Source organism: Mesorhizobium sp. GW821-FHT04C10 (genome assembly GCF_059420305.1).
Map to the genome: position 1 here is coordinate 6,161,462 of NZ_JBWKTL010000001.1, position 4,804 is coordinate 6,166,265.

General features: G+C 60.0%; 3 protein-coding genes. All 3 read left to right on the forward strand.

Annotated features, from left to right (window positions below):
* The first annotated feature begins 113 nt into the window (after positions 1-113).
* The 3 genes from AC07UC_RS29805 (at position 114) to AC07UC_RS29815 (ending at position 4,089) form a co-directional block, all read left to right on the forward strand.
* Positions 114-1,235 carry a helix-turn-helix domain-containing protein gene (locus AC07UC_RS29805; protein ID WP_494908346.1) on the forward strand — a complete coding sequence of 374 codons (1,122 nt, stop codon included), beginning with the start codon at positions 114-116 and terminating at the stop codon, positions 1,233-1,235.
* 8 nt (positions 1,236-1,243) lie between these two features.
* Complete coding sequence (locus tag AC07UC_RS29810; RefSeq protein ID WP_494908347.1) at positions 1,244-2,296, forward strand: helix-turn-helix domain-containing protein; 1,053 nt, start codon at positions 1,244-1,246, stop codon at positions 2,294-2,296.
* A gap of 245 nt (positions 2,297-2,541) precedes the next feature.
* The gene (locus tag AC07UC_RS29815; RefSeq protein WP_494908348.1) at positions 2,542-4,089 is read left to right on the forward strand and encodes a hypothetical protein; all 1,548 of its coding nucleotides are present in this window, start codon (positions 2,542-2,544) and stop codon (positions 4,087-4,089) included.
* The last annotated feature ends 715 nt before the right edge of the window (positions 4,090-4,804 follow it).

Below are 4,804 nucleotides of genomic sequence, written 5' to 3' on the forward strand. Positions count from 1 at the left end.
CCGCTCACGTGACCCGGGCGCGCCGGCATCATCCTGACCATACAACGCGCGGCTCCCAAGGCTGGAAGTCGGCGGAAGCCGAAACAACCCCGACAGATGGCTGGGAAGAGGCGGTGGTGGCTCGCCACGGGCCTCCCTGGCGATGGCGTGACAGGAGTTTTGTCATGGACGTAAGAGTAAGCGCAGCCGGCATTCCCAGCGATCCGTACGCTGCCGAGCCACTGAGATGCGCCATCGACCAGAGCACCGCGTCGGTGCCTCCAGCCGAACAGTTCGACTTCTTCCGGACCTGGTACGCCGGGGTTGCCGAGATGCAGCTTCTTCGTGCCGAACAGCCCCTGTTCCCGGCCCATCATCAGGTGTGGCAATTGGGGGATCTGGCACTGGGCACCATCGAAGTTCCCGGTTCCGGCTACGACATCCGATGGGAACATCGCAAACGGCCGCTGCTGGACCATTGGGTCCTGTCCGCGCCGGTTGCACGATCCCGCGGCGGGAAGATGCCCCCTGGAAAGCCTCGCCTGCGGTGCCTGGCCCTGCCCGATGTCGCGGTGACCCATGATGACCTGACCGTCACGCTCTTCCTGCCGCGCACATGGCCGGCGACCCGCTCGTCAAAAATCGAAGCGAGCGACGCGACATTGGCCTTCCTGGCCCACTACGCGATCCTGCTCTACCGCTCTCTCCCCAATCTGAGGGAAGGAGACCTGCCGCACGTCGTCACGGCGACCGCCAATCTCTTCGCGGCGGCACTGACGCCCTCAAAGGATCATCTCGCGGCCGCGCAAGGACCAGTAGACGCCGTCACCATCGCGCGTATCGCCAAAACCATCGTGGAAAGGCTGACCGACCCCGATCTGACGCCCGCCAAGCTCTGCCGTGCGGCCGGCATCTCACGCTCGCGCCTCTATCGGATTTTCGAGCCGGCGGGCGGCGTGGCCAATTATGTGCGCCGCAAGCGGCTGCTCAAGACACGCGATGCCCTGGCCAACAGTTCGGACAGGCGCACGATCTCCAGCATTGCCGAGGCATGGGGCTTCACCGATCCTTCCACTTACAGCCGGATGTTCAAATTGGAGTTCGGCGTGTCTCCCAAGGAGGCGCGCGAGCTCGGATGGCAAGGCATCAAGCACTCCACCTGGCTGAGCATCGACCAGCCGCTCGATGGTGTCGGCACCCTGGGCACCCTTCTCATCAACAATTCCCTGGGGCTGTCACTTTCTTCCAAGCGATGAGTTGTCTCATGCAGGCACGCACTATCAGCGGAAGCGCCAGGATCGGCACCACGGAGCCTCTGAGGTGCGTCGTCGACATCGACACCTCTTCGGCGCCGCCCGCTGAACAGTTCGACCTCTATCGAAGCTGGCACGCCAACATCGCCGACATCGAATTGCTTCGGGACAAGTTTGGTTCGTTCGCCGCGCGCGAGCGGGTGTGGCAGCTGGGCGGCCTCGTCCTGGCCTGCATCGAATATCCCGGAACCGGCTATCATCGCCGCTGGAGCAGCAAGAAGAATCCGGTCTTCGATCACTGGCTTCTCTGCGTGCCGCAAACAATCCCTTCAGGCGGCGGGCAGCCCCGGACAGGACCGTTGCGCTGGCAATGCCTGGCGACGCCGCATCAAGGTCAGGGCGAGGATGATGGCGTGATCTGCCTGTTCCTTCCGCGAGACTTCGCGTTCTCGCAGCCCTTCACGCTCGACATACGCCAGGAGATGGCGGCGTTCGTCGCCGATTACATCCTGCTGCTTTATCATTCCCTTCCAAACCGCACGGAGAACGATGTTCCCTATATAGCGGCGGCGACCACCAGCCTGCTCGCCGCCTGCATCTCCCCGTCCCGGGATCACTTCTTCGAGGCCCAGGAACCGATTGATGCCGTCATCATGGCCCGCGCCAACAAGCTCATTGCCGCCAGGCTTGCCGATCGGGACCTGACGCCTGAAAGGCTCTGCCAGGAGCTCAGCATCTCACGCTCGCGCCTCTATCGGATTTTCGAACCGGCTGGCGGCGTCTCACACTACATCCGGCGCCAGAGGCTGCTGAGGACAAGGGATGTCCTGGGCGACAGCACGGACGGACGGCCGATCTCCAGCATCGCGGAGGAATGGGGCTTTGTAGACCCTTCCACGTACAGCCGAACATTCAGGAGAGAGTTTGGAATCTCACCCAAGGAGGCACGCGAGGCCGGCTGGCTGGGCATCAAGCATCCGCCCCTGGCCGAGCGACCCGGCGACGACAGACCTTCCTTAAACAGCCTTCTGGCAAGCAACCTTCCACTCGACGGCCACCTGTAGGCACGCGCGAGCGAACTCGTTGCGGCGATCAATGGGTAATTGCCGTATCCTAAAAATGCGCTATTCCGGGCCAATTTTAAGTGTAACCAGTAATTCTGCAGTCTGTCCAATTTGTCCCACCCCTATGCGTGGGGTCCATTTTTATCGGATTGATGGCTAATCGCCGCAAATCTCGAATTCCGTGGCTTTCGACTTTTCGCGATGGGAAATATGCTTCTTCGGAACCTTGCCTAAGGAGCTGCCGAATGAAAAGACGCACATTTCTGACTGGGAGCGCGGCTGCCGTTGCCGGACTATCCGTAGATCCCGTCTTTTCACATGCGGCCACCGCCGAACGCCAGCCGCTCACCGTCACGGACCTCGAAAACTCCGCCGCCCAGCTTCGAAGCCGTTTTTCCCGGGACTTCGATCCCGCTTATATCGAAAACGCAATCCTTCCCTTCTTCCTGGTCAGCGTCTATCAGGGGGAGCGTGCGATGCTGCCCATGATCGATGAGGCGCTGAGCAAGGAAAATGCCCTTCCCACATATCTGTGGGGCCTGATCAGCGAGAGTTGGCGGCCGGCTCCGGAGAAAGGCGTAACCGTCTTCCTTCAGGGCTTGGACAAGCGCGGCCCAGACAATCGCCGCAAGCGCATCTACATGAGCGCCGTCACGCCGGATCTCTATCAGGAGATGTACAGCGCCAAGGTGACAGCGTTCTTTGAAGGCCTGCTGTCGAAGGGCAATGCCGGCAAGCCGTTGATGCGCCTGTACCTCGATACGTTCTGGGACATGTACTGGGACCTGCACCTCGGAGTCAGCGGCGATGCAATACCCCCGAAGGTGCGCCAGATCGGCATGAGCTTCAACACGGTTCTCGCCTATCTCGATCCGACCCAACGCATCGTCTACGAAAACTACATGGTCGTCCGGGACAATCTCGATTTCCTGAAGTCATGGATTGGGGAGCGGCTTGCCGATCTTGAGACGGGAAAGACGCCCCACCCACACAAGACATTTGCCTGGTACTGGCTCAAGAACGGCGAAGGTGACGACAATTTCGCTCACAAGGACGTGGTCTTTGAGTGCTTTCACAACTTTGTGGCGTTCAGCCAGTGGGGCAACTCGCTTTACAACATGATGCTGAAGCTCGGCACGGCGACCGGCGACCCGGACACACGGGCGTCGTTTGCAAAGACGATGAAGGGCAGCTTCGATAGCGTCGGCGAATCCTCTTTCAGCCCACTCGAGCGTTTCGTCATGGAGCTTTTCCGCATCATCTCGCCGAACAGCGGCAGCATCTCCTCGTTGCAGGAAACTTCCCCACCTGCGTTCGAGCGGTCCGGCTACATCATCAGCCCTCACACTTCGACCAGCCTCGACCCGGTTCACTGGAAGAATCCGGAAGAGTTCGATCCATCACGATACGAGCGTGTCCCGACGAGCGCACAGGTCGACGAAAAGCATGTCGAGCGAATCGGGATGGCCCGGTGTCCCTTCGAAAAAACCAGCTTCGACGTGAAGGACGGCCGGAAGGCATCACTGCACAACAGCGCGTTCGGAACCGTTTTTGGTGTTGCCGATGGCAAAACCCTGCCGGTGTGCGACCATGCGGGTTTCGCGCCTTTTGGTTTCGGCTACCGGCGCTGCCCCGGCGAGCAACTAACCATCAATGCGTTCGAGGACTTCCTTCGTACGGTCTGGAAAAACAAGATCGACTTTGTGAAACTCAACCTGGCCCAGGCAGAGGTGTTGCCCATCGGTCCGATGACGGTAATCCGTGACGATCTGGGATTCACCGGATCTGCCTGACGACGCGAGTGCGGCGGTCGCCAACTGGGTGTGGAATCAAATCGCGCGTGCCTTGGAAAAGCATCTGGAAGGCACGACCGGGCTCTTCTGAACCCTCCGGGTCTGGGGTGTCCCGCATCCCAAGCGGAGATGCTTGTTCGATGATTTGTCCTCAAATGAGCGCGAAACATTCCTGACAGCGTGTTGGGAGGCAGGAGCATCGAGGAACGAGGGCTCCCATGAAGAACCTGGCCCATGGCGCATCCCTTGATTCTGAGGACAAGGGTGCCTCATCAGCCTGAGATCAAGCGGCTAGGGAGAGTTCAATCAAATCCACGCGGTTGTCGGAACGGCCGGCGTGGTGATGTGAACCCTGTTTGCAGACCCATGAGGCGGCCCCAAACCAGGAGCCGGGATGGGTCGGCATATCTCCCCAAGCGTGGCCAGGACGGACGGTAAGGGCGACATATCGCGACGTTCGTCCGGACCTGGGCAATCGCAGACTTCCGTTGATTCCGAATAGTACCGCGACCACCGCTGCCAGATTTGGCACTAGCCAGGGTACGGCGCCAATTCCAGTGGTGTCGTACCCATTGGAAGTGTCAGATGCGCTCGGTCTATCTGATGATCCATGACTTAGAGCACTTCACCGTTTCATAGAAACGGCGAACCACTCTAACTCCTTGTTTTGACGCAACTCCGGACGGAAAGCCGCTCACACTTTCCTGGAATTGCT

What these genes read in the sequence shown, in the direction of transcription:
- AC07UC_RS29810 (WP_494908347.1), top strand. Translation starts at nt 1,244, where the DNA reads ATGCAGGCACGCACTATCAGCGGAAGCGCCAGGATCGGCACCACGGAG.
- AC07UC_RS29815 (WP_494908348.1), top strand. Translation starts at nt 2,542, where the DNA reads ATGAAAAGACGCACATTTCTGACTGGGAGCGCGGCTGCCGTTGCCGGA.